The 23138-nt window shown below is 59.8% G+C and carries 19 protein-coding genes; 18 read left to right on the top strand and 1 reads right to left on the bottom strand.

Annotated elements, in window-relative coordinates; all coding sequences use genetic code 11:
• The first annotated feature begins 49 nt into the window (after positions 1-49).
• From rseP to ispD, 16 genes are all read left to right on the top strand, one after another.
• Entirely contained in the window at positions 50-1402 is a 1353-nt protein-coding gene (gene rseP, locus AC1RT4_RS12985; protein ID WP_207985166.1) for a sigma E protease regulator RseP, read from the top strand.
• 74 nt (positions 1403-1476) lie between these two features.
• On the top strand, positions 1477-3867 hold the full coding sequence (bamA, locus tag AC1RT4_RS12980; protein WP_115076720.1) for an outer membrane protein assembly factor BamA: 2391 nt from the start codon (positions 1477-1479) through the stop codon (positions 3865-3867).
• A gap of 45 nt (positions 3868-3912) precedes the next feature.
• Positions 3913-4416 carry an OmpH/Skp family outer membrane protein gene (locus AC1RT4_RS12975; protein WP_003222140.1) on the top strand — a complete coding sequence of 168 codons (504 nt, stop codon included), beginning with the start codon at positions 3913-3915 and terminating at the stop codon, positions 4414-4416.
• A gap of 3 nt (positions 4417-4419) precedes the next feature.
• Complete coding sequence (lpxD, locus tag AC1RT4_RS12970; protein ID WP_493085556.1) at positions 4420-5475, top strand: UDP-3-O-(3-hydroxymyristoyl)glucosamine N-acyltransferase; 1056 nt, start codon at positions 4420-4422, stop codon at positions 5473-5475.
• Positions 5476-5581: 106 nt separating this feature from the next.
• Positions 5582-6022: a 3-hydroxyacyl-ACP dehydratase FabZ gene (fabZ, locus tag AC1RT4_RS12965; protein ID WP_003222142.1), complete on the top strand. Its 441-nt coding sequence runs from the start codon at positions 5582-5584 to the stop codon at positions 6020-6022.
• On the top strand, positions 6019-6795 hold the full coding sequence (gene lpxA / locus AC1RT4_RS12960; protein ID WP_007954792.1) for an acyl-ACP--UDP-N-acetylglucosamine O-acyltransferase: 777 nt from the start codon (positions 6019-6021) through the stop codon (positions 6793-6795). The genes fabZ and lpxA overlap by 4 nt, the downstream gene beginning before the upstream one ends.
• Before the next feature lie 2 nt (positions 6796-6797).
• Positions 6798-7928 (top strand): lipid-A-disaccharide synthase, encoded by a 1131-nt coding sequence (gene lpxB, locus AC1RT4_RS12955; RefSeq protein ID WP_493085555.1) that lies wholly within the window; start codon positions 6798-6800, stop codon positions 7926-7928.
• A gap of 11 nt (positions 7929-7939) precedes the next feature.
• The gene (gene rnhB / locus AC1RT4_RS12950; protein WP_007954798.1) at positions 7940-8566 is read left to right on the top strand and encodes a ribonuclease HII; all 627 of its coding nucleotides are present in this window, start codon (positions 7940-7942) and stop codon (positions 8564-8566) included.
• A 76-nt stretch (positions 8567-8642) separates the two neighbouring features.
• Entirely contained in the window at positions 8643-12164 is a 3522-nt protein-coding gene (dnaE, locus tag AC1RT4_RS12945; protein ID WP_207985170.1) for a DNA polymerase III subunit alpha, read from the top strand.
• Between the two features lie 139 nt (positions 12165-12303).
• Positions 12304-13251 (top strand): acetyl-CoA carboxylase carboxyltransferase subunit alpha, encoded by a 948-nt coding sequence (locus tag AC1RT4_RS12940; RefSeq protein ID WP_007954801.1) that lies wholly within the window; start codon positions 12304-12306, stop codon positions 13249-13251.
• A gap of 146 nt (positions 13252-13397) precedes the next feature.
• Positions 13398-14726, top strand: a complete 1329-nt coding sequence (tilS, locus tag AC1RT4_RS12935) for a tRNA lysidine(34) synthetase TilS (RefSeq protein ID WP_493085554.1) — start codon at positions 13398-13400, stop codon at positions 14724-14726.
• 274 nt (positions 14727-15000) lie between these two features.
• Complete coding sequence (gene pyrG / locus AC1RT4_RS12930; RefSeq protein WP_007954805.1) at positions 15001-16632, top strand: CTP synthase; 1632 nt, start codon at positions 15001-15003, stop codon at positions 16630-16632.
• Positions 16633-16637: 5 nt separating this feature from the next.
• On the top strand, positions 16638-17483 hold the full coding sequence (gene kdsA, locus AC1RT4_RS12925; protein WP_007954807.1) for a 3-deoxy-8-phosphooctulonate synthase: 846 nt from the start codon (positions 16638-16640) through the stop codon (positions 17481-17483).
• A gap of 156 nt (positions 17484-17639) precedes the next feature.
• The gene (eno, locus tag AC1RT4_RS12920; RefSeq protein ID WP_007954808.1) at positions 17640-18929 is read left to right on the top strand and encodes a phosphopyruvate hydratase; all 1290 of its coding nucleotides are present in this window, start codon (positions 17640-17642) and stop codon (positions 18927-18929) included.
• Between the two features lie 171 nt (positions 18930-19100).
• A complete protein-coding gene (gene ftsB, locus AC1RT4_RS12915) occupies positions 19101-19379 on the top strand; it encodes a cell division protein FtsB (RefSeq protein WP_003222158.1) in 279 nt (92 codons plus the stop codon).
• On the top strand, positions 19376-20083 hold the full coding sequence (ispD, locus tag AC1RT4_RS12910; RefSeq protein ID WP_085605225.1) for a 2-C-methyl-D-erythritol 4-phosphate cytidylyltransferase: 708 nt from the start codon (positions 19376-19378) through the stop codon (positions 20081-20083). The genes ftsB and ispD overlap by 4 nt, the downstream gene beginning before the upstream one ends.
• Here the strand turns inward: ispD and AC1RT4_RS12905 are convergent.
• Positions 20080-20976: a LysR substrate-binding domain-containing protein gene (locus AC1RT4_RS12905; protein WP_493085553.1), complete on the bottom strand. Its 897-nt coding sequence runs from the start codon at positions 20974-20976 to the stop codon at positions 20080-20082. The two genes, ispD and AC1RT4_RS12905, sit on opposite strands and share 4 nt — an antisense overlap.
• Before the next feature lie 116 nt (positions 20977-21092).
• Here AC1RT4_RS12905 and AC1RT4_RS12900 point away from each other — a divergent pair, with 116 nt between their 5' ends.
• Both AC1RT4_RS12900 and fghA read left to right on the top strand, forming a co-directional pair.
• Complete coding sequence (locus AC1RT4_RS12900) at positions 21093-22205, top strand: S-(hydroxymethyl)glutathione dehydrogenase/class III alcohol dehydrogenase (protein WP_007954819.1); 1113 nt, start codon at positions 21093-21095, stop codon at positions 22203-22205.
• Between the two features lie 55 nt (positions 22206-22260).
• Positions 22261-23106 (top strand): S-formylglutathione hydrolase, encoded by an 846-nt coding sequence (fghA, locus tag AC1RT4_RS12895; protein ID WP_493085552.1) that lies wholly within the window; start codon positions 22261-22263, stop codon positions 23104-23106.
• The last annotated feature ends 32 nt before the right edge of the window (positions 23107-23138 follow it).

Raw genomic sequence — 23138 nt, 5'->3', positions numbered from 1 at the left:
TGCAACACATGGCTTCACGCGGCACTGGACAGGATTGCGGAGAAAGTAGATGAGCGCGCTCTATATGATTGCCGGCACCCTGATCGCTTTGGGTGTGCTGGTCACCTTTCACGAATTCGGCCATTTCTGGGTCGCGCGTCGCTGTGGCGTCAAGGTTCTGCGTTTCTCCGTGGGCTTCGGCATGCCGCTGCTGCGCTGGCATGACAAGCAGGGCACCGAGTTCGTGGTAGCGGCCATTCCGCTGGGCGGCTACGTCAAGATGCTCGATGAGCGCGAAGGTGAAGTGCCGGCCGATCAGCTTCATCAGTCATTCAATCGCAAGTCTGTTCGTCAGCGCATCGCCATCGTCGCGGCCGGTCCTGTGGCCAACTTCCTGCTCGCGCTGGTGTTCTTCTGGGTGCTGGCCATGCTCGGCAGCGAGCAGATTCGCCCGGTCATCGGTTCGGTGGAGTCCGGAAGCATCGCCGCAACGGCTGGGCTGAGCGCCGGTCAGGAAATTGTCGCGATCGACGGCGAGCCGACCTCGGGGTGGGCTGCGGTCAACCTGCAGCTGGTGCGCCGGCTGGGGGAGAGCGGTTCTCTGCAATTGCTGGTGCGCGATCAGGGTTCCACGGTGGATTCGCCTCGTGTGCTGGCACTTGATAAATGGCTTAAAGGGGCTGACGAGCCGGATCCGATTCGCTCCCTTGGCATTCGCCCTTGGCGCCCGGCATTGCCGCCGGTGCTGGCCGAACTCGATCCGAAAGGCCCGGCCCAGGCAGCCGGACTGAAAACCGGCGATCGTCTGTTGACGCTGGATGGCAAGGCGCTGGATGACTGGCAGCAGGTGGTCGACACCGTTCGTACGCGTCCTGATACCAAAATCGTGCTGCGCGTCGAGCGCGACGGTGTTCAAATCGACGTCCCTGTGACGCTGGCCGCACGTGGCGAGAAAAAGTCTCCAAGCGGTTACCTGGGGGCGGGCGTGAAGGCTGTCGACTGGCCGCCGGAGATGATCCGCGAGGTCAGCTACGGGCCTTTGGCAGCGATTGGCGAGGGTGCCCGTCGTACCTGGACCATGAGTGTCCTGACGCTGGATTCACTGAAGAAAATGCTCTTCGGCGAGCTCTCGGTAAAAAACTTGAGTGGACCGATAACCATTGCTAAAGTGGCGGGCGCTTCTGCCCAGTCGGGCGTCGCTGATTTCCTGAATTTCCTTGCTTATCTGAGTATTAGCCTGGGGGTTCTGAATTTGCTGCCCATTCCTGTACTGGATGGGGGGCATTTGTTGTTTTATCTGATCGAGTGGGCGCGTGGTCGTCCCTTGTCGGATCGGGTGCAAGGTTGGGGGATACAGATCGGTATCAGTTTGGTGGTCGGGGTGATGTTGCTTGCTCTGGTCAACGATCTGGGTCGTCTGTAACGCTTCGCTGAATTGCGAATCTGCCGCATTTTGCGGCAGTTTGTTTATTGCCAGTTGGAATAAGAAAGGACTTCATGAAACGTCTGCTGCTAACTGCGGTTCTCACCGTATTGATGATCGCCGAAGTTCACGCCGAGTCCTTCACTATCTCTGATATTCGCGTCAATGGCCTCCAGCGGGTCTCCGCGGGTAGCGTCTTTGGTGCCTTGCCGTTGAACGTCGGCGAGCAGGCGGATGATCGTCGCCTGGTGGAATCCACTCGTGCGTTGTTCAAAACCGGTTTCTTTCAAGATATCCAGCTGGGCCGCGAAGGCAACGTTCTGGTGATCACTGTCGTCGAACGTCCCTCGGTCGCGAGCATCGAGATCGAAGGCAACAAGGCGATCTCCACCGAAGACCTGATGAAGGGCCTCAAGCAATCCGGTCTGGCCGAAGGCGAAATCTTCCAGCGCGCGACCCTCGAAGGCGTGCGTAACGAGCTGCAACGTCAATACGTTGCGCAAGGTCGTTACTCGGCTACCGTCGATACCGAAGTGGTCTCGCAGCCGCGCAACCGTGTCGGCCTGAAAGTGAAGATCAACGAAGGCACCGTCGCTGCCATTCAGCACATCAACGTGGTGGGCAACACGGTTTTCCCCGAGGAAGACCTGACCGACCTGTTCGAACTGAAAACCACCAACTGGTTGTCGTTCTTCAAGAACGACGACAAGTACGCCCGTGAAAAGCTTTCCGGTGACCTGGAACGCCTGCGCTCCTACTACCTGGACCGCGGCTATATCAACATGGATATCGCTTCCACCCAGGTGTCCATCACCCCGGACAAGAAGCACGTCTACATCACCGTCAACGTCAACGAAGGCGAAAAGTACACCGTTCGTGACGTCAAGCTCAGCGGTGACCTGAAAGTCCCTGAGGACCAGGTCAAGTCGCTGTTGCTGGTGCAGAAAGGCCAGGTGTTCTCGCGCAAGCTGATGACCACCACTTCCGAACTGATCACCCGACGTCTGGGTAACGAGGGTTACACCTTCGCCAACGTCAACGGCGTGCCACAGCCGCACGACGAAGATCACACCGTGGATATCCTGTTTGCCGTCGATCCGGGCAAGCGTGCCTACGTCAACCGCATCAACTTCCGTGGCAACACCAAGTCCGAGGACGAAGTGCTGCGTCGTGAAATGCGTCAGATGGAAGGTGGCTGGGCTTCGACCTACCTGATCGACCAGTCCAAGACCCGTCTGGAGCGTCTGGGCTTCTTTAAAGAGGTCAACGTCGAGACTCCGGCCGTGCCAGGTGTCGACGACCAGGTTGACGTGAACTACAGCGTTGAAGAGCAGGCTTCCGGTTCGATCACCGCCAGCGTCGGTTTCGCCCAGAGCGCCGGTCTGATCCTCGGTGGTTCGATCACTCAGAACAACTTCCTCGGTACTGGTAACCGTGTGAGCGTCGGCCTGACTCGCAGCGAATACCAGAGCCGCTACAACTTCGGCTACGTTGACCCCTACTGGACCGCCGATGGCGTGAGCCTGGGTTACAACGCGTTCTACCGCACCACCGACTACAAAGACCTCGACGTCGATGTGGCGAGCTATGCCGTAGACAGCCTGGGTGCCGGCGTGAACGTGGGCTACCCGATCAGCGAGACTTCGCGTCTGACCTTTGGTCTGTCCGCACAACAGGACAAGATCAAGACCGGTCAGTACACCGTTGACGAGATTTTCGACTTCGTTAAGCGTGAAGGCGACAACTACCTGAACTTCAAGGCTTCGGCCGGCTGGTCCGAGTCGACCCTGAACAAAGGCGTTCTGCCAACCCGTGGTCGTTCCCAGAGCCTGACCCTGGAAACCACCATTCCGGGCAGTGACCTGTCGTTCTTCAAGCTCGACTACCGTGGCCAGTTGTTCCAGCCGCTGAGCGAGAACTACACCATGCGCCTGCACACCGAGCTGGGCTATGGCGACGGTTACGGTTCGACCGATGGCTTGCCGTTCTATGAAAACTACTATGCTGGTGGTTTCAACTCGGTTCGCGGCTTTAAAGACAGCACACTGGGTCCTCGCAGTACCCCAAGCCGTGGCCAGGCTGTAACCGGTAACGCCGGTACGCTTGCCGACCCGGATCAGGATCCGCTGCCGTTCGGTGGTAACGTGTTGATCCAGGGTGGTGTCGAGGTGTTGTTCCCGCTGCCATTCGTCAAGGATCAGCGTTCCCTGCGTACTTCGGTATTCTGGGACGTGGGTAACGTATTTGACTCCAAGTGCGAGAAGACTACCAACGCGACTGTTGGTTCGACTTCTGCCACTCAGTGCAACGACATCAGCCTCAGCAACATGGCCAGCTCCGTCGGTGTCGGCGTGACCTGGGTCACCGCACTGGGTCCGCTGAGTTTTGCACTGGCGATGCCGATCAAGAAACCGGATGACGCTGAAACTCAAGTGTTCCAATTCTCCCTCGGCCAGACGTTCTAAGCGTCTGACCCAAGATAACGACAATGGATTTTGTAGGAGTGCATCGTGCGTAAGTTGACTCAATTGGTTCTCCTGGCCTCCGTACTGGTGGCAGGCCCGGCATTTGCCGACATGAAAATCGCCGTTCTGAACTATCAGATGGCTCTGCTGGAATCCGACGCGGCCAAGAAGTACGCCGTGGATGCCGAGAAGAAATTCGGTCCGCAACTGACCAAGCTCAAAACCCTGGAAAGCAGCGCCAAGGGTATTCAGGATCGTCTGATGGCCGGTGGCGACAAGATGCAGCAGGGCGAGCGCGAGCGTCTGGAGCTTGAGTTCAAGCAAAAGGCTCGTGACTTCCAGTTCCAGTCCAAGGAACTGAACGAAGCCAAGGCCGTTGCCGACCGCGAAATGCTCAAGCAACTGAAGCCGAAACTGGATAGCGCAGTGGAAGAAGTCATCAAGAAAGGTGGTTTTGACCTGGTGTTCGAGCGTGGCGCAGTGATCGATGTCAAACCTCAGTACGACATCACGCGCCAGGTTATCGAGCGCATGAATCAGCTGAAGTAACCCATGACCGTGACTATCAAGCTCGGCCAGTTGGCCGAGTTCCTCGGCGCCACCCTGAGTGGCGACCCCGAGAAGCAAATTACTGGGCTAGCCACCTTGCAGGAGGCTGGCCCAGCTCAGTTGAGCTTTCTGGCAAACCCCCAATACCGTAAATACCTGGCTGGCTCGCAAGCCGCAGCCCTGTTGCTCAAGGCTGCCGACGCCGAAGGTTATGCCGGTGATGCGCTGGTGGTGCCGGATCCTTACCTGGCTTACGCACGCATTTCCCATTTGTTCGATCCGAAGCCCAAGGCAACTGCCGGCGTTCATCCGACGGCGGTGATCGCCGAGGACGCCGCGGTCGATCCGAGTGCCAGCATCGGTCCTTTCGTGGTGATCGAAGCCGGTGCGCGAATCGGTGCAGGCGTGACACTTGGCGCGCATTGCGTTGTCGGTGCCCGCAGTGAAATCGGCGAGGGCGGCTGGCTGGCCCCGCGGGTCACGCTGTATCACGATGTGCGGATCGGCAAGCGTGTGGTGATCCAGTCCGGTGCCGTGCTCGGCGGTGAAGGCTTCGGCTTTGCCAACGAGAAGGGCATCTGGCAGAAAATTGCCCAGATCGGTGGCGTGACCATCGGCGACGATGTGGAGATTGGCGTGAATACCGCCATCGACCGCGGTGCGTTGGCCGATACCGTGATCGGCAACGGCGTGAAGCTCGACAACCAGATTCAGATCGCCCACAACGTGCAGGTCGGTGACCACACCGCCATGGCGGCGTGCGTGGGGATTTCCGGCAGCACCAAAATCGGCAAGCACTGCATGCTCGCCGGGGGTGTTGGCCTGGTAGGACACATCGATATTTGCGACAACGTATTCCTGACCGGGATGACCATGGTGACCCACTCGATTACCGAGCCGGGTGCCTATTCTTCCGGCACAGCCATGCAACCTGCGGCCGAATGGCGCAAAAGCGCGGCCCGTATTCGTCAGCTCGATGACATCGCGCGACGTTTGAAACAGCTGGAAAAGCGGTCCGGGGAAGTGACCCCCGACGGTAATGCTTCATCTGAAGGCTGATACCATTTCCATATCAAGTGTGCACAGCCTCTGGACTGCCTCCTTGATTTGCTAGAGGAGTGCGCGTCAGTCGCGCTCCCAATCTTTACATAGGCTTCCCCCCGAAATGATGGACATCAACGAGATTCGCGAATACCTGCCTCACCGTTACCCGTTCCTGCTGGTGGACCGGGTAGTGGAGCTGGATACTGAAGGCAAGCGCATTCGCGCCTACAAGAATGTCAGCATCAACGAACCGTTCTTCAATGGTCACTTCCCTGCGCATCCGATCATGCCGGGCGTGCTGATCATCGAAGCCATGGCTCAGGCTGCCGGGATCCTCGGTTTCAAGATGCTTGACGTGAAACCGGCCGACGGCACGCTTTACTACTTCGTCGGTTCCGACAAGCTGCGCTTCCGCCAGCCAGTGCTGCCGGGTGATCAGTTGATCCTTGAAGCCAAGTTCATCAGCTGCAAGCGTCAGATCTGGAAGTTCGAATGCCAGGCTTCGGTCGATGGCAAACCGGTCTGCTCGGCTGAAATCATCTGTGCGGAACGCAAGCTATGAGTTTGATTGACCCTCGCGCAATCATCGATCCGTCGGCCGTCCTGGCTGATGGCGTCGAGGTCGGCCCGTGGTCGATCATCGGTGCAGGTGTGGAAATCGGCGAGGGTACGGTCATCGGGCCACACGTGATCCTCAAAGGTCCGACCCGTATCGGCAAGCACAACCGTATCTACCAGTTTTCCTCGGTAGGCGAAGACACGCCGGACCTGAAATACAAGGGCGAAGAAACCCGTCTGGTGATCGGTGACCACAACGTCATCCGCGAAGGCGTGACGATTCACCGTGGCACCGTTCAGGATCGTTCCGAAACGACCCTGGGTGATCACAACCTGATCATGGCCTATGCCCACATCGGACATGACAGTGTTATCGGCAACCACTGCATTCTGGTCAACAACACCGCGCTGGCCGGCCATGTGCACGTTGATGACTGGGCGATCCTGTCCGGTTTCACCCTGGTGCATCAGTATTGCCACATTGGCGCCCACAGCTTTTCCGGCATGGGCACGGCGATCGGCAAGGACGTTCCGGCGTTCGTTACCGTATTCGGCAACCCGGCCGAAGCGCGCAGCATGAACTTCGAGGGCATGCGTCGCCGCGGTTTCAGCGAAGACGCCATTCACGCCCTGCGCCGTGCGTACAAAACGGTGTATCGCCAGGGCCTGACCGTCGAACAGGCGCTGGCCGAACTGGCCGAGCCGTCTGCACAGTTCCCGGAAGTCGCGATGTTCCGTGACTCCATCCAGTCGTCGACCCGCGGCATCACCCGCTGATCATGGCCAATCTGCGTATTGCGCTGGTGGCGGGGGAGGCTTCCGGTGACATTCTGGGCGCCGGTCTCATGCGCGCCCTCAAGGCACAGCATCCTGCGGTGGAGTTCATCGGTGTCGGCGGCCCGCTGATGCAGGCCGAAGGCCTGACGTCCTATTTTCCGATGGAGCGTCTGTCGGTCATGGGGCTGGTGGAAGTTCTGGGGCGGTTGCGTGAATTGCTCAAACGCCGCAAGGACCTGATCGCCACGCTTATCGCTGAAAAACCGGATGTGTTCATCGGCATCGATGCGCCGGACTTCAACCTCAATATCGAACTCAAGCTGCGTCAGGCCGGGATCAAGACCGTGCACTACGTCAGCCCTTCGGTGTGGGCGTGGCGGCAGAAGCGGGTCCTGAAGATCCGCGAAGGCTGCGACCTGATGCTCACGCTGCTGCCGTTCGAAGCCAGATTCTACGAAGAGAAGGGCGTACCGGTGCGGTTTGTCGGCCATACGCTGGCCGACACCATTCCACTGGAGGCCGATCGCGCCGCTGCGCGTGCCGAACTCGGTCTGCCCGACGGCCCGTTGGTGGCTTTGATGCCCGGCAGCCGGGGCGGCGAAGTCAGTCGTCTGGGGGCGCTGTTCCTCGATACCGCCCAGCGCGTGCGGGCCATGCGCCCGGGTGTGCGCTTCGTCATACCGTGCGCCAACCCCGAGCGTCGTGCCCAGCTCGAAGAGCTGCTGGCCGGCCGCGACCTGCCGGTGACCCTGCTCGATGGCAAATCCCATCTGGCCCTGGCGGCGTGCAACGCGGTCTTGATCGCGTCGGGTACGGCGACCCTGGAAGCGCTGCTGTACAAGCGTCCGATGGTCGTGGCTTATCGTCTTGCGCCGCTGACGTTCTGGATTCTCAAACGCATGGTCAAGAGCCCGTACGTGTCCCTGCCGAATCTGCTGGCCCAGCGACTGCTGGTTCCGGAATTGTTGCAGGATGATGCGACGGTCGAAGCGCTCGCCCAGACCTTGTCGCCGTTGATCGACGGTGGCGAAGAGCAGACCCGCGGCTTCGACGAGATCCATCGCACCCTGCGCCTGGACGCTTCCAATCAGGCGGCTGACGCCGTTCTGAACCTGATCGGTCAAACACGATGAGCAAGACAAGCATGCAGATGGGCCTGGATTTCACCTTGGTCGCCGAAGTCGAAGAACTGGTGGCCGGCGTTGATGAAGTCGGTCGCGGTCCGTTGTGCGGCGCGGTCGTCACCGCAGCGGTGATCCTCGATCCGAACCGGCCGATTCTCGGTCTCAACGACTCGAAGAAACTCACCGAAGCCAAGCGTGAAAAGCTCTACGACGAGATCTGCGAGAAGGCGCTCAGCTGGTGCATCGCCCGCGCCGAAGTCGAAGAAATCGACGAGCTGAACATCCTTCACGCCACCATGCTGGCAATGCAGCGCGCCGTCGCTGGCCTGCACATCCAGCCGAAACTGGCGATGATCGACGGCAACCGCTGCCCGAAACTGCCGATGCGTTCCGAAGCGGTGGTCAAGGGCGATAGCAAGGTCCCGGCCATTGCAGCGGCCTCGATTCTGGCCAAGGTCAGCCGCGACCGCGAGATGGCGGCGTTCGAATTGATCTACCCGGGTTACGGCATCGGCGGCCACAAAGGCTACCCGACGCCCGTTCATCTGGAAGCGCTGGTGCGCCTCGGGCCGACACCGATTCACCGGCGTTCTTTTGCCCCGGTTCGGCAGGCTTATGAAGCGCTGGAAGGTCTCGCGCAGGTTTAGCGGCGAGGCTGATGTTTTGTTCGGGGCCCGGTACAATCCGGGCCTTGTTGTCTCTATGTAACTGGACAGGATCACTATGCCGGCTTCATTCGTTCATCTACGCCTGCACACTGAATACTCCCTGGTCGACGGGCTGGTGCGGATCAAGCCGCTGGTCAAGGCCCTGACCGGCATGGGCATGCCGGCTGTTGCGGTGACCGACCAGAACAACATGTGTTCTCTGGTCAAATTCTATAAAAACACCATGGGCGCCGGGATCAAGCCGATCTGCGGCGCCGACCTGTGGCTGTCGAACAAGGACCCGGATGGTCCGCTGAGCCGCCTCAGCCTGCTGGTCATGAATGCCCAGGGCTACCGCAACCTGACCGAGCTGATTTCCCGTGGCTTCATCGAAGGTCAGCGCAACGGCATGATCATCATCGAGCGCGAATGGGTCGCCGAGGCCAACGAAGGCCTGATCATGCTGTCCGCCGCCAAAGAAGGCGAGATCGGCATGGCCATGATCGGCGGCAACCCCGCCGAGGCCGAAACCCTGGCGCGCGAATGGATGGCGGTGTTCCCGGATCGTTTCTATCTGGAAGTCCAGCGTACCAACCGTCCGAATGACGAAGAACAACTGCACGGTGCCGTGGCCCTGGCCGACAAGCTCGGCGCGCCGCTGGTTGCGACCAACGATGTGCGCTTCATCAAGCAGGAAGACTTCGCCGCCCACGAAACCCGCGTCTGCATCGGTGAGGGTCGTGCCCTCGACGATCCGCGGCGTTCGAAGAACTACAGCGATCAGCAGTACCTGAAAAGCGCCGAGGAAATGGCCGAGCTGTTCAGCGACCTGCCGGATGCGGTGGAAAACACCGTCGAGATCGCCAAGCGCTGCAACATCGACGTGAAGCTGGGCAAGCACTTCCTGCCTGACTATCCGATTCCCGATGGCATGACCATCGACGAGTATTTCCGCAAGGTGTCGTTCGACGGTCTGGACGATCGTCTCAGCGTGCTGCTGCCCAAGGACACTACCGAAGACTATGAGGCCAAGCGTCAGGTCTACGTCGACCGGTTGAATTTCGAGCTGGATATCATCATCCAGATGGGGTTCCCCGGTTACTTCCTGATCGTGATGGACTTTATCCAGTGGGCCAAGAATAACGGCGTGCCGGTGGGCCCTGGCCGGGGGTCGGGTGCCGGATCGCTGGTGGCCTATGTGCAGAAGATCACCGACCTCGACCCGCTGGAATATGACCTGCTGTTCGAACGTTTCCTCAACCCGGAACGTGTATCCATGCCCGACTTCGACGTCGACTTCTGCATGGATGGTCGCGACCGGGTAATCGATTACGTGGCCGAAAAATACGGCCGCAATGCGGTGAGCCAGATCATCACCTTCGGTTCCATGGCGGCGAAGGCTGTGGTTCGTGACGTGGCGCGGGCCCAGGGCAAGTCGTTCGGCCTGGCGGATCGCCTGTCGAAGATGATTCCGTTCGAAGTCGGCATGACCCTGGAAAAAGCCTACGAGCAGGAAGAAATCCTGCGCGACTTCATCAAGGTCGATGAAGAAGCGGCGGAAATCTGGGAGATGGCGCGCAAGCTCGAAGGCGTGGTGCGTAACGTCGGTAAACACGCCGGTGGTGTGGTCATCGCGCCGACCAAACTGACCGACTTCTCGCCGATTTATTGCGACGAGGCCGGCGACGGTCTGGTGACCCAGTTCGACAAGGACGACGTCGAGGCGGCCGGTCTGGTGAAGTTCGACTTCCTCGGCCTGCGGACCCTGACGATCATCGACTGGGCGCTGAAAACCATCAACCGCGATCGCGCCAAGGTCAACGAGCCGCCGCTGGACATCGCGTTCATCCCGCTGGATGACAAGCCGACTTATCAGCTGCTGCAAAAAGCTGAAACCACCGCGGTGTTCCAGCTTGAATCCCGTGGCATGAAAGAGCTGATCAAAAAGCTCAAGCCCGACTGCCTCGAAGACTTGATCGCACTGGTGGCCCTGTTCCGTCCGGGCCCGTTGCAGTCCGGCATGGTGGATGACTTCATCAACCGTAAGCACGGTCGCGCGGAGCTTGCTTATCCGCACCCGGATTACCAGTACGAAGGTTTGCAGCCGGTGCTGGCGCCGACGTACGGCATCATCCTGTATCAGGAACAGGTGATGCAGATCGCCCAGGTCATGGCCGGTTACACCCTCGGTGGTGCGGACATGCTGCGTCGGGCGATGGGCAAGAAGAAACCCGAGGAAATGGCCAAGCAGCGCGGCGGTTTCATTGAGGGTTGTGCGTCGAACAATATTGACGCGGATCTGGCCGGTAACATTTTCGACCTGGTAGAGAAATTCGCCGGTTACGGCTTCAACAAATCCCACTCCGCCGCCTACGGCCTGGTCTCGTACCAGACTGCCTGGCTGAAAGCCCACTACCCGGCGCCGTTCATGGCCGCGGTACTCTCGGCGGACATGCACAACACCGACAAGGTCGTGACCTTGATCGAGGAAGTGCGCACGATGAAGCTGCGCCTCGACGCGCCGGACGTGAACACCTCGGAGTTCAAGTTCACGGTGAACGACGAAGGCCGCATCGTGTATGGCCTCGGTGCGATCAAAGGCGTCGGCGAAGGCCCGGTGGAAGCGATCACCGAAGCCCGTCAGGCCGGTCCGTTCAAGGACTTGTTCGACTTCTGCGCCCGGGTCGACCTCAAGCGCATCAACAAACGCACGCTGGATGGTCTGATCCGCAGCGGCGCGCTGGATCGCCTCGGCCCGTACTTCCATGACGAGCAAAAGGCCTATCAGGCCAACATCGATCGCAACCGCGCCGTGCTGCTGGCGGCGATGGAAGAGGCGATCAAGTCGGCCGAGCAGACCGCGCGCACCCGTGACAGCGGTCACGCCGACCTGTTTGGCGGGCTGTTCGTTGAGGAAGACGCGGACGTTTACGCGATCCATCGCAAGGCGAAAGAGCTGACCCTCAAGGAACGACTCAAGGGTGAAAAAGACACCTTGGGCCTGTACCTGACCGGTCACCCGATTGACGAGTACGAAGGTGAGATCCGCCGTTTCGCCCGTCAGCGCATCATCGACCTGAAACCGGCCCGGGATACCCAGACCGTGGCGGGGATGATCATCGCCCTGCGAGTGATGAAGAACAAAAAGGGCGACAAGATGGGCTTCATCACCCTCGACGACCGCTCCGGGCGGATCGAGGCGTCGCTGTTCGCCGATGCGTTCCATTCTGCGCAATCGCTGCTTCAGACCGATGCGATGGTGGTGGTCGAAGGCGAGGTCAGCAACGATGACTTCTCCGGCGGCCTGCGCCTGCGGGTCAAGCGGGTGATGAGCATGGAAGATGCGCGCACCAACCTGGCCGAGAGCCTGCGCCTGAAGTTGCAGACCCAGGACCTGAAAGGCGATCAGCTACGCTGGTTGGGTGATTTGCTCAAGCGTCATCGCGGGGCGTGCCCGATCACCATGGAATACACCAGTCCCGATGCGAAGACCTTGCTGCAGTTTGGCGAGACCTGGCGGATCGACCCGGCGGATGCCTTGATTCAAGCCCTGCGTGACCAGTTCGGGCGAGACAACGTCTTCCTCCAATACCGTTGACCGGCAGGTGCCATCAAAGCGCCTGCCCACAACCTGAATTTTTAATCTCGACCTCAGCGCGCCTCTCCCTTAAGGTAGGGCGCGAATAGACAACCGGCCGGCCCAAGCTCACTTGGGACACGACCCAAGACGGACGCCTATGAACCCGAATTTTCTAGATTTCGAACAGCCGATCGCCGACCTGCAAGCCAAGATCGAAGAGTTGCGCTTGGTCGGTAATGACAATTCGCTGAATATCGGCGATGAGATCTCCCGCCTGCAGGACAAGAGCAAGACGCTGACCGAAGACATCTTCGGCAAGCTGACCAGCTGGCAGATCGCACGTCTGGCGCGTCACCCGAAACGTCCTTACACCCTGGACTACATCGACCACATCTTCACCGAGTTCGACGAACTGCACGGTGACCGTCACTTCTCCGACGACGCGGCCATTGTGGGCGGCGTGGCACGTCTGGAAGACCAGCCAGTGATGGTGATCGGTCACCAGAAGGGCCGTGAAGTGCGTGAAAAGGTACGCCGCAACTTCGGCATGCCGCGTCCGGAAGGCTACCGCAAGGCTTGCCGCCTGATGGAAATGGCCGAGCGTTTCAAAATGCCGATCCTGACCTTCATCGACACCCCGGGTGCCTACCCGGGCATCGACGCCGAAGAGCGCAACCAGAGCGAAGCGATCGCCTGGAACCTGCGCGTCATGGCTCGCCTGAAAACCCCGATCATCGCCACCGTGATTGGTGAAGGTGGTTCTGGCGGTGCACTGGCGATCGGCGTGTGCGACCAGCTGAACATGCTGCAGTACTCGACCTACGCGGTGATCTCGCCGGAAGGTTGTGCTTCGATTCTGTGGAAAACCGCAGAGAAAGCGCCGGATGCTGCTGAAGCGATGGGCATCACTGCCGAGCGTCTGAAAGGCCTGGGCATCGTCGACAAGGTGATCGGCGAGCCTCTGGGTGGCGCTCACCGCGATCCGGCCGCTGCCGCTGCATCGATCCGCGCCGAGCTGAGCTCGCAACTGGCGATGCTGAAGAAGTTCGACAACGAAGCGCTGCTCAAGCGTCGTTACGATCGTCTGATGAGCTACGGTCTCTAAGTCGAGCCGTTTCGGCCAGCGATGCAAAACACTGTGGGAGCGGGCTTGCCCGCGAATGCGATGTAACATTCAACGACTGTGTTGGCTGTTTCACCGCTTTCGCGAGCAAGCCCGCTCCCACATTTGGTTTGTGAAAAGGTAGAAAAATGGGTCAGCCCTCGATTGATTTGCCTTCCAGGCTTCTGCGCAATCTCAAGCCCTGGCTCGGTGCTTCCCATTGGCGCATCGCCTTCTCCGGTGGCCTCGACTCCACCGTCTTGCTGCACCTCCTGGCGCATCTCGCCAAAACCCAATCCATTCCGGCGCTAAGCGCCATCCATGTTCATCACGGCCTTCAGGCTGTGGCCGATGCGTGGCCGGCACATTGCCAGGCGGTTTGCGATGAACTGTCGGTGCCATTGCAAGTGCTGCGTGTGCAGGTGCAGCCGGGGGCGAGTGTGGAACGGGCGGCGCGGGATGCGCGCTATGCAGCGTTCAGTGCAGCGACTCTGGCCAATGACGTGTTGCTGACCGGGCAACACCGCGATGATCAGGCTGAGACGCTGCTGTTCCGCCTGTTGCGTGGCGCCGGTGTGCGTGGGCTGTCCGGAATGCCGGCCACGCGAGCGCTGGGGCAGGGCAGTCTGGTTCGGCCGTTGCTCGATGTTACGCGTGCAGAGCTGGAAGCCTATGCGCAGGACCATGGTCTGCGTTGGGTAGAAGATCCGTCGAATCAGGATCGACAGTTCTCGCGCAATTATCTGCGCCATCAGGTCATGCCGCTATTGACCGGTCGCTGGCCCCAGGCACACGCCAGCATGGCCCGCAGTGCGGCGCATCTGCGTGAGGCGCAAGGCTTGCTCGATGATCTGGCGCAAATCGATCTGACTACAGCGAACTTGCCCGGGGAGTTCGAGTGGTCGGGATTGCCCTCACTGGAGTTCGCAGTCATTGCGAGCTTATCTGATGCCCGTCAGCGAAACGCACTCAGTCACTGGCTTGAACCACTGACCCGACTACCGGATACCGACCATTGGTCGGGTTGGGCGGATCTGCGCGATGCCGGCAACGATGCCTCGCCGATCTGGCGTCTGGCGGATGGCGAGTTGCACCGCAGCGCCGGTCGCCTGTGGTGGCTCAGCGGGCAATGGCTACGCGCACCGGTGGTCAGCGGCGACTGGCATGACCTGTCGTCAGCGCTACGCTTGCCCGATAACGGGCGTGTCATGTTCAGCGGCCAGACTCCCGCCGGGCCGCTGCAGATCCGCTATCGGCAGGGCGGCGAGGTGATGCATCTGGCGGATCGCGGACATCGCGATCTCAAGCGCCTGCTCAATGAGCGCGCGGTGCCGGGCTTCGTGCGTGGCAGATTGCCGCTGCTGTTTCGCGGTGAAGAATTGCTCGCCGTGGCGAACCTGCCGGGGCTCGACGGCAATGCTCTGGAAGGCTGGCGATTGCATTGGCAGCCTTCTGACGAAGATCAAGGTTTGAGATGAAGGGGGCATTCCGGTAGACTACGCTCCCTTCTTGATACAACTTCTGTGGATTCGCCTGAATTGCAGGAGTTGCCGATTACCAAGCAGTCTTTGCTGGGCGATTCCAAAAAATGTGTAGCGAGCAACGTACCGGTGTTTTCACTTCCGGTCTGTCCCAACGCGGCGGTTTTTTTGAAAGGTGCACTGTGATTAATGCAGGTGATCGGGGGCTTCGGCCTTCCTTCGCTTTCCCCGGCGGCTCGGACCGCTTTAACGCAGACTTCTAGGGTTTTTCATGACGCGCTACATATTCGTCACGGGCGGTGTTGTTTCTTCTTTGGGGAAAGGCATTGCATCGGCTTCATTGGCGGCCATCCTGGAGGCGCGGGGGCTTAAGGTCACCATGCTGAAGCTGGATCCGTACATCAACGTCGACCCGGGCACCATGAGCCCGTTCCAGCACGGTGAAGTGTTCGTCACCCACGACGGCGCCGAGACCGACCTGGACCTGGGCCACTACGAGCGGTTCATCCGCACGACCATGACCCAGAACAACAATTTCACCACCGGCCGTGTCTACGAGCACGTGCTGCGCAAAGAGCGCCGTGGTGACTACCTGGGTGCAACCATCCAGGTGATTCCGCACATCACCGACGAAATCAAGCGTCGCATCATCAAGGGCGCCGGCGATGCCGACGTAGCCCTGGTGGAAATCGGCGGTACCGTTGGCGACATCGAGTCGCAACCGTTCCTCGAAGCCATCCGCCAGCTGCGTGTGGAAGTCGGTTCCAAGCGCGCGATGCTGATGCACCTGACCCTGGTTCCGTACATCGCCACCGCGGGCGAGACCAAGACCAAGCCGACCCAGCACTCCGTGAAGGAACTGCGTTCGATCGGTCTGCAGCCAGACGTGCTGATCTGCCGCTCCGACCATCCGGTGGATGTGTCGTCGCGTCGCAAGATCGCGCTGTTCACCAACGTTGAAGAACGTGCGGTGATCTCCCTGGAAGACGTCGACACCATCTACAAGATCCCGGCCGTGCTGCACGCTCAGGGTCTGGACGATTTCGTCGTCGAGCGTTTCGGCCTGCAATGCAATGGCGCCGATCTGTCCGAGTGGGAAAAGGTCGTTGATGCCAAGCTGAATCCAGAGCACGAAGTCACCATCGCGATGGTCGGCAAGTACATGGAGCTGCTGGACGCCTACAAATCGCTGATCGAAGCGATGAGTCACGCCGGCATTACCAACCGTACCAAGGTCAACCTGCGCTACATCGATTCCGAAGACATCGAGAACCAGGGCACCGCGCTGCTGGAAGGCGTCGACGCGATTCTCGTACCGGGCGGCTTCGGTCTGCGCGGCGTGGAAGGCAAGATCACCGCCGTTCAATACGCTCGCGAAAACAAGGTTCCATACCTGGGTATCTGCCTGGGCATGCAAGTGGCAGTCATCGAGTTCGCCCGTAACGTGCTGGGCTGGAAAGACGCCAACTCCACCGAGTTCGATCGTGCCAGCGGCCATCCGGTTGTCGGTCTGATCACCGAGTGGGAAGACGCTACCGGTGCAGTCGAAACCCGTACTGAAGCATCCGATCTGGGCGGCACCATGCGCCTCGGCGCTCAGGAATGCCTGCTTGAAGCCGGCTCCAAGGTGCACGACTGCTACGGCAAGGATGTGATTGTCGAACGTCACCGTCACCGTTACGAAGTGAACAACAACCTGCTGCCGCAAATCATCGAAGCCGGCCTGAAGATTTCCGGTCGTTCTTCCGATGCAGCGCTGGTTGAAGTGGTCGAAGCCCCGGATCATCCATGGTTCGTCGCTTGCCAGTTCCACCCAGAGTTCACCTCGACGCCACGCGATGGCCATCCGCTGTTCAGCGGCTTCGTCAAAGCGGCATTGGCTCAACACCAGAAGAAGGCGTAACCCCGATGGCACAGAAGATCATCCGCGTCGGCGACATCGAGATTGCCAACGACAAACCCATGGTGCTGTTCGGCGGCATGAACGTGCTGGAAAGCCGTGACATGGCCATGCAGGTTTGCGAAGAGTACGTGAAGGTCACCGAAAAGCTCGGTATCCCTTACGTGTTCAAGGCCAGTTTCGACAAGGCCAACCGTTCTTCTGTGACCTCTTATCGCGGTCCTGGCCTGGAAGAGGGCATGCGCATCTTCCAGGACATCAAACAAGCCTTCGGCGTGCCGATCATCACCGACGTCCACGAGCCTGACCAGGCCGCGGTCGTCGCTGAGGTCTGCGACATCATCCAGCTGCCGGCCTTCCTGTCGCGCCAGACCGATCTGGTCGTCGCGATGGCCAAGACCAACGCTGTGATCAACATCAAGAAAGCCCAGTTCCTCGCGCCTCAGGAAATGAAACACATCCTGAACAAGTGCGTGGAAGCGGGTAACGATCAGTTGATCCTCTGCGAGCGCGGTTCGAGCTTCGGCTACAACAACCTCGTGGTCGACATGCTCGGCTTCGGCATCATGAAGCAGTTCGAGTACCCGGTATTCTTCGACGTGACCCATTCGCTGCAAATGCCTGGCGGTCGTTCCGACTCCGCCGGCGGTCGCCGCGCCCAGGTCACCGATCTGGCCAAGGCTGGCATGAGCCAGTCGCTGGCGGGCCTGTTCCTCGAAGCGCACCCGGATCCGGACAACGCCAAATGCGACGGCCCTTGCGCCTTGCGTCTGGACAAACTGGAGCCATTCCTGGCCCAGCTCAAAGCCCTGGACGAACTGGTGAAGAGTTTTCCGACGGTAGAAACCGCGTAAACCTCAATTCTCCGGTAAAGTACCGCACGATTTGTCGCTCATGCCCTCGGGTATGAGCGTTGTCGTCTGCAAGCTGCCCGCTGCACACCACTTGCCGACGGTAAAAAGATTTCCTCTAGCTGCGTCGTTTTCGTCAACTTTGGAGTGTTTACAACAATGGCAAAAATCGTCGACATCAAAGGTCGTGAAGTTCTCGACTCCCGTGGCAATCCCACCGTGGAAGCGGACGTGCTTCTCGACAACGGCATCATCGGCAGCGCTTGCGCGCCGTCCGGTGCATCCACTGGCTCGCGTGAAGCGCTCGAGCTGCGTGATGGCGACAAGAGCCGTTACCTGGGCAAGGGCGTGCTCAAGGCGGTAGCCAACATCAACGGTCCGATCCGCGATCTGCTGCTGGGCACCGACCCAAGCGACCAGAAAGCCCTGGATCACGCGATGATCAAGCTGGACGGTACTGAAAACAAAGCGACCCTGGGCGCCAACGCCATCCTCGCCGTGTCCCTGGCTGCAGCCAAGGCGGCTGCACAGGATCAGGACCTGCCGCTGTACGCTCACATCGCCAACCTGAACGGTACCCCGGGTGTGTACTCGATGCCGGTTCCGATGATGAACATCATCAACGGTGGCGAACACGCCGACAACAACGTCGACATCCAGGAATTCATGGTTCAGCCGGTTGGCGCCAAGTCTTTCTCGGAAGGTCTGCGCATGGGCACCGAGATTTTCCATCACCTGAAAGCCGTGCTGAAGGCTCGTGGCCTGAGCACTGCTGTCGGTGACGAAGGTGGTTTCGCGCCTAACCTGGCTTCCAACGAAGACGCACTGAAAGTGATCTCCGAAGCAGTCGCCAACGCCGGTTACAAGCTGGGCACCGACGTGACCCTGGCTCTGGACTGCGCGGCCAGCGAGTTCTTCGAAGACGGCAAGTACAACCTGTCCGGCGAAGGCCAGGTGTTCACCGCTGAAGGTTTCGCCGACTACCTCAAAGGTCTGACCGAGCGTTACCCGATCATCTCGATCGAAGACGGCCTGGACGAGTCCGACTGGGCTGGCTGGAAAATCCTCACCGACAAGATCGGCGAGAAGACCCAGCTGGTCGGCGACGACCTGTTCGTGACCAACACCAAGATCCTGAAAGAAGGCATCGACAAAAAGATCGCCAACTCGATCCTGATCAAGTTCAACCAGATCGGCACCCTGACCGAAACCCTGGAAGCCATCCAGATGGCCAAGGCTGCCGGTTACACCGCCGTGATCTCGCACCGTTCGGGCGAAACCGAAGATTCGACCATTGCCGACCTGGCTGTGGGTACTTCGGCTGGCCAGATCAAGACCGGTTCGCTGTGCCGTTCCGACCGAGTTTCCAAGTACAACCAACTGCTGCGTATCGAAGAGCAGTTGAATGGCAAGGCCAAGTACAACGGTCGCTCCGAGTTCCGCGGCTAAGTTGTAAATGGTAAAAAGACACCGGATTGTGTCGGAAAAGTCGTGACAGCGATGGATTTGCCACTAATCTGATGCCTTATATGCACAAGCCTGGATATTCCAGGCTTCGTGCTATCAGATGCTTCAAAGTTTTGGCGTGGCTGTCTTTTTTCACTGGATACCTGATATTCGATGCGCAGTCCTTACTGGTTGTTTCTCGTTTTGCTCTTGCTGCTGGCCGGTCTGCAGTACCGCCTGTGGGTGGGCAATGGCAGTCTGGCGCAGGTCGCCGAACTGAATCAGCAGATTGCTGATCAACACGCCGAGAACGAAGCCCTGCTGGAGCGCAACCGGGTGATGGACGCTGAAGTCAGCGAGTTGAAGAAAGGCATGGAGACCGTTGAAGAGCGGGCTCGTCACGAACTGGGCATGGTCAAGGACGGCGAAACCCTTTACCAGTTGGCCCAATGATCGATTCCCTGCCGGCCTTCTGGGCCGTGATTCCTGCCGCGGGCGTTGGTGCCCGTATGGCCGCGGACCGTCCCAAGCAGTACTTGCAACTGGGCGGACGCACAATTCTCGAACACAGCCTCGGCTGTTTCCTCGATCACCCGAGCCTCAAGGGCCTGGTGGTCAGTCTTGCCGTTGATGATCCTTATTGGCCGAACCTGGCCAGCGCCAGCGATCCGCGCATTCAACGGGTCGACGGTGGTGCCGAACGTTCCGGCTCGGTGCTCAACGCCTTGTTGCACCTGCATGCGCAAGGTGCGGACGACGAGGACTGGGTGCTGGTGCACGATGCGGCGCGGCCCAATCTGAGCCGTGACGATCTCGACAAATTGCTTGCTGAACTGGCAAACGATCCGGTCGGCGGCCTTTTGGCCGTGCCGGCGAAGGACACTTTGAAACGGGTCGACAAGCACGGTCGGGTGGTAGAAACCGTCGATCGCAGCGTGATCTGGCAAGCCTATACGCCACAAATGTTCCGCCTCGGTGCGTTGCACCGGGCGCTGGCTGACAGTCTGGTGGCGGATGCAGTGATTACCGATGAAGCCTCGGCGATGGAGTGGGCTGGCATGGCGCCGCGCCTGATCGAAGGCCGCGCGGACAACCTGAAAGTCACCCGCCCCGAAGACCTGGAATGGTTGCGTCAGCGCTGGACCAATCGTCGTTAGATCCGGTACTCCGGCCGCTCGGCCAAACCTTCCTTGAGAAAATCCACCAGTTTGCGCACCTTCGGCGACAAGTGCCGCTGCTGCGGATACAGCGCCCACACCGCCGTATTCGGCGGTTGATGCGCCTCCAAAAGCGAAATCAACGCACCGCTGTGCAGATGCTCCAGCACGTAATAGTCCGGCAACTGACACAGTCCGACGCCTTGTAGCGCCGCATCCAGCACCGCTTGCCCACTGTTGCAGCGCCAGTTTCCCTGCACCCGCTGGGAAAATTCCCGCCCGTTTTGTTCAAGCTGCCAGATGTCCGAGCTGCCGATCAGGCAATTGTGCCGTCCCAGTTCCGACAAACTGTGTGGGCGTCCGTACCGTTCAAGGTAGGAAGGCGATGCACACAGATACATCCGACGCGGTGCAAGGCGCGTCGCCACCAGCCGGGAATCCTGAAGACGACCGAGGCGGATCGCCAAGTCCAGGCCTTCGTGCACCAGATCGAGCTGGCGGTTGGTCAGTTCGATATCGATGCGCAGTTGCGGGTGGTGCCCCATGAACCGGGTCACCAGCGGCACGATGAAGCGCTCGCCATAGGCCACGGCGCAGGTCATGCGCAGCATGCCTTTGGGTTCGCTGGTCAGGTCGCCGACTGCGCGCAACGCTTCTTCTCGACCGTCCTGCAGGCGCTGACAATGTTGCAGAAAAGTCTGGCCGGCCTCGGTCAGGGTGACGCGCCGGGTGCTGCGATACAGCAGTCGCGTCTGCAAACGCTCTTCCAGCCGTACGATTTGTCGACTGATGTGTGAGGAAGAAACGCCCAGGCGTTCGGCAGCCGCGGTGAACTGGCTGCACTCGGCAACGGCGACGAACTCGTCGATGCCTTCCCAGCGGTTTTCGGACATGGGGATTATCCCTGTATGGCAATAATGTTTTGCTTTTGTCCGGATTATTCATCAAGCAGCGCTGGACTACACTCGCTGTCTGGTTTTTTATTCAATGGATTCACTGGAGAGTCAGCATGATCAAGTCGCGCGCCGCCGTTGCCTTCGAGGCCAAAAAGCCGCTGGAAATCGTAGAAGTCGATGTCGCCATGCCCAAGGCCGGTGAAGTGTTGCTGCGCGTGGTGGCTTCCGGGGTTTGCCACACTGACGCCTACACCCTGTCCGGCGCTGACCCGGAAGGTATCTTCCCGTCGATCCTCGGCCATGAAGGCGGCGCCATCGTCGAAGCGATCGGCGAAGGCGTGACCTCGGTGGCCGTCGGCGACCACGTGATTCCCCTGTACACCCCGGAATGCGGTCAGTGCAAATTCTGTAAGTCGGGCAAGACCAACCTGTGTCAGGCCATTCGCGCCACTCAGGGCAAGGGTCTGATGCCGGACGGCACTTCGCGCTTTTCCTACAAGGGCCAAACGATTTTCCACTACATGGGTACTTCGACGTTCTCCGAGTACACCGTGCTGCCGGAAATCTCCGTGGCCAAGATCTCCAAGGATGCACCGCTGGAAAAGGTCTGCCTGCTCGGCTGCGGCGTGACCACCGGTATCGGTGCCGTGATCAACACCGCCAAGGTCAAGCCGGGTGACACCGTGGCCATCTTCGGTCTGGGCGGCATCGGTCTGTCGGCCGTGATTGGTGCGGTGAAGGCCAAGGCCTCGCGCATCATCGCCATCGACATCAACCCGGCCAAGTTCGAAATCGCCAAGCAGCTGGGTGCCACCGACTGCGTGAACCCGAAAGACTTCGATCGTCCGATCCAGGAAGTGATCGTGGACATGACCGATGGCGGTGTCGACTTCTCCTTCGAATGCATCGGCAACGTGCAACTGATGCGCGCAGCCCTCGAGTGCTGCCATAAAGGCTGGGGCGAATCGGTCATCATCGGCGTCGCCGGTGCCGGCCAGGAAATCGCCACCCGTCCGTTCCAGTTGGTGACCGGTCGCGTCTGGCGTGGTTCGGCGTTCGGTGGCGTGCGTGGCCGTACCGAATTGCCAAGCTACGTCGACATGGCGCAAAGCGGCGAAATCCCGCTGGATACCTTCATCACCCACACCATGGGCCTGGAAGACATCAACAAAGCCTTCGACCTGATGCACGAAGGCAAGAGCATCCGCACCGTCATTCATTTCTGATCAATCGCGATGCCACGGCTGCCGATGTGCAGCCGTGGCGGCGTAGGAGTCTTACATGAGTCTGGAAAACATCTCCTGTCAGAAAAGTTTCGGCGGCTGGCACAAGCGCTATCGCCATCGTTCCGAAGTGCTGGGCTGCGACATGGTGTTCGCCGTGTACCTGCCGCCGCAGGCAGAGCAGGGCGGCAAGTTGCCGGTGCTGTACTGGCTGTCGGGCCTGACCTGCACGGACGAGAACTTCATGCAAAAGGCCGGCGCGATGCGCATGGCGGCCGAACTCGGCCTGATCATCGTGGCGCCGGACACCAGTCCGCGCGGCCCGGATGTGCCGGGTGATCCTGACGGGGCCTGGGATTTCGGCCTCGGTGCCGGGTTTTATCTGAATGCCACGCAGGAACCCTGGTCGCGGCACTATCGGATGCATGACTACGTCGTGCAGGAATTGCCTTCACTGGTTGAAGCGCATTTCCCGGCCTCGGACAAGCGCAGCATCAGCGGCCACTCCATGGGCGGCCACGGCGCATTGGTTTGCGCGTTGCGTAATCCGGGTCGCTACCAGTCGGTTTCGGCGTTTTCGCCGATCAACAATCCGATCGACTGCCCGTGGGGCCAGAAGGCATTCACCCGCTATCTGGGCGAAGACCGTTCGAAGTGGCGCGAATGGGATGCCTGTGCACTGATCGCCGAGGCGGACGAGAAGCTGCCGTTGTTGGTCGATCAGGGTGATCGCGACGATTTCCTCGCGACCCAGCTCAAACCGGAAGCTCTGCAACAAGCGGCAAAACAAGCGGGTCATCCGTTAACGTTGCGCCTGCAACCGGGCTACGACCACAGCTATTTCTTCATCGCGAGCTTCATTGACGACCACTTGCAGCATCACGCGCGCGCCCTCAAGGCCTAATGCAGGTAGAATCACGCCCTGACAAAATTCGG

This window comes from Pseudomonas sp. GW821-FHT11D10 (genome assembly GCF_058808435.1).
This window is presented reverse-complemented; position numbering and strand designations above follow the sequence as displayed.